This window comes from Salegentibacter sp., from assembly GCF_041642575.1.
Lineage (GTDB): Bacteria > Bacteroidota > Bacteroidia > Flavobacteriales > Flavobacteriaceae > Salegentibacter.
In genome coordinates, this window is the sequence record NZ_JBEPWD010000181.1 from 1 (window position 1) to 2,273 (window position 2,273).

The 2,273-nt window shown below is 41.9% G+C and carries 1 protein-coding gene; it reads right to left on the minus strand.

Features of this window, described 5'->3' with window-relative positions:
• A partial coding sequence (gene recQ / locus ACESK1_RS13090) for a DNA helicase RecQ (protein WP_372920617.1) occupies positions 1-2,120 on the minus strand: 2,120 nt, incomplete at its 3' end.
• Positions 2,121-2,273 lie beyond the last annotated feature (153 nt).

Here is a 2,273-nt window from a genome sequence, read left to right on the forward strand (position 1 = left end):
ATTGCTGCATCTATTTTATCGGTTTCAGCATCAATAAAATACTCATGAAGCTCCTCCTGTTGGTCTTCATCCAGGATCTCATCAATCCAGTAATTGATATTTAGTTTAGTACCGCTATACACAATCGCTTCCATTTCCTTTATGAATTCAGACATCTCCATACCCTTAGCCGAGGCGATATCAGTCAGCGGTAGTTTTCTGTCTACATTCTGAATTATATAAAGTTTTAGCGCCGAATTGGCTCCGGTAGATTTAACCACCAGATCATCGGGCCTTAAAATTTCATTATCTTCTACATATCTTGCGATAAGTTCTACAAATTCTTTTCCGTATTTTTTGGCCTTGCCCTCTCCTACTCCGTAGATATTATAAAGCTCTTCCATACTAATAGGGTATTTCAAAGCCATGTCATCCAGCGAAGGATCCTGAAAAACAACAAATGGTGGCACCCCCAATCTTTTGGCAACCTTCTTTCGAAGTTCTTTCAGCATTTTCACCAGGGTTTGGTCTACCCCGCCACCGCCAGATTGAGTTTTAACAGTAACCCCTTCTGTAGTACTGTCGAAAATATGGTCTTCGGTCATCATAAATGACTTCGGATTTTCCAAATATTCCCGGCCTTTGTCGGTGATTTTAATCACGCCGTAAGTTTCGATATCTTTTTTGAGATATCCCGCAACCAGGACCTGTCTTATCAGTGCCATCCAGTATTTTCCGTCACGGCTTTTACCCTTCCCGAAAAGAGGATGTTCGTTGGTCCTATGCGATAAAATTACCGCATTCGATTTGCCAATCAGGGTCTTCACTACTTCCTTAGCCTTATAGAGTTCTTTGGTATCTTTCACCGTTCTTAGTAAAAGTTCCACCTCTTCCCTGGCCTCGTGTTTTTTCTTGGGATATCTTACATTATCGTCCATGGAACCTCCTTCCCCGGTCTCGCCGTCAAATTCTTCCCCAAAATAGTGAAGGATGAATTTTCGCCTCGAAACAGAAGTCTCAGCATAAGCCACGACCTCCTGTAAAAGAGCATGACCTATTTCCTGTTCGGCTACAGGTTTTCCGCTCATAAACTTCTCGAGCTTCTCGATATCCTTATAGGAATAGAAAGCAAGACAGTGCCCTTCTCCTCCGTCACGGCCGGCTCTACCGGTTTCCTGGTAATAGCTTTCAATACTTTTGGGTATGTCGTGATGAATCACAAAACGCACATCCGGCTTATCAATACCCATCCCGAAAGCTATAGTAGCAACTACAACATCTATGTCTTCCATCAGGAACATATCCTGATGTCTGGAACGTGTCTTGGCATCCAACCCGGCATGGTAAGGCACGGCTTTTATCCCGTTTACCTGAAGGGTTTGGGACAATTCCTCTACTTTCTTCCGACTTAAACAATAGATGATGCCCGACTTCCCTTCGTTCTGTTTGACAAAACGAATAATATCGGCATCTACATTTTTGGTTTTAGGTCTTACCTCGTAGTACAGATTAGGACGGTTAAAACTCGCCTTAAAAGTATTGGCATCGGGTATCCCCAGGTTCTTCAGAATATCCTCCTGAACCTTGGGTGTCGCCGTGGCTGTAAGAGCGATAATTGGAATATTATCCCCAATTCGCTTTATTATTTGTCTGAGATTTCGATACTCCGGCCTGAAATCATGTCCCCACTCACTAATACAGTGCGCTTCGTCTATAGCCATAAAGGAGATCGTTTGATTCTTGAGAAAATCCACATAATCTTCCTTCGTAAGCGATTCCGGAGCTACATATAATAATTTGGTTATTCCGTTGGCGATATCTTCTTTCACCTGCCTGACCTCGGTCTTGTTCAGGGAAGAGTTTAAAACATGGGCAACGCCGTGTTCCGAGGAAATTCCACGGATAGCATCAACCTGGTTCTTCATTAAAGCGATAAGGGGCGAAACAACAATTGCCGTACCTTCTTCAATCAACGCAGGGAGTTGGTATGTTAGGGATTTCCCTCCTCCGGTAGGCATTACCACAAAGGTATTATTTCCTTTAATAATACTGGTAATCACCTGTTCCTGAAGCCCTTTGAAATGACTAAATCCAAAGTACTTCTTTAGCTGTTGGTGTAAATCAATTTCCGTCAAACTCATTCAATTGTGTTACAATTTTACATACATTTGCAAACTAAAGATACATATTTCTTTAGATCCACAATTCATAATTTTATCTATTTTGAAACTCCAGGAAAAAATTCTGAACACTGCCAAAGAAACCATTTCCATTGAAGCCAAAGCGATTGCAAA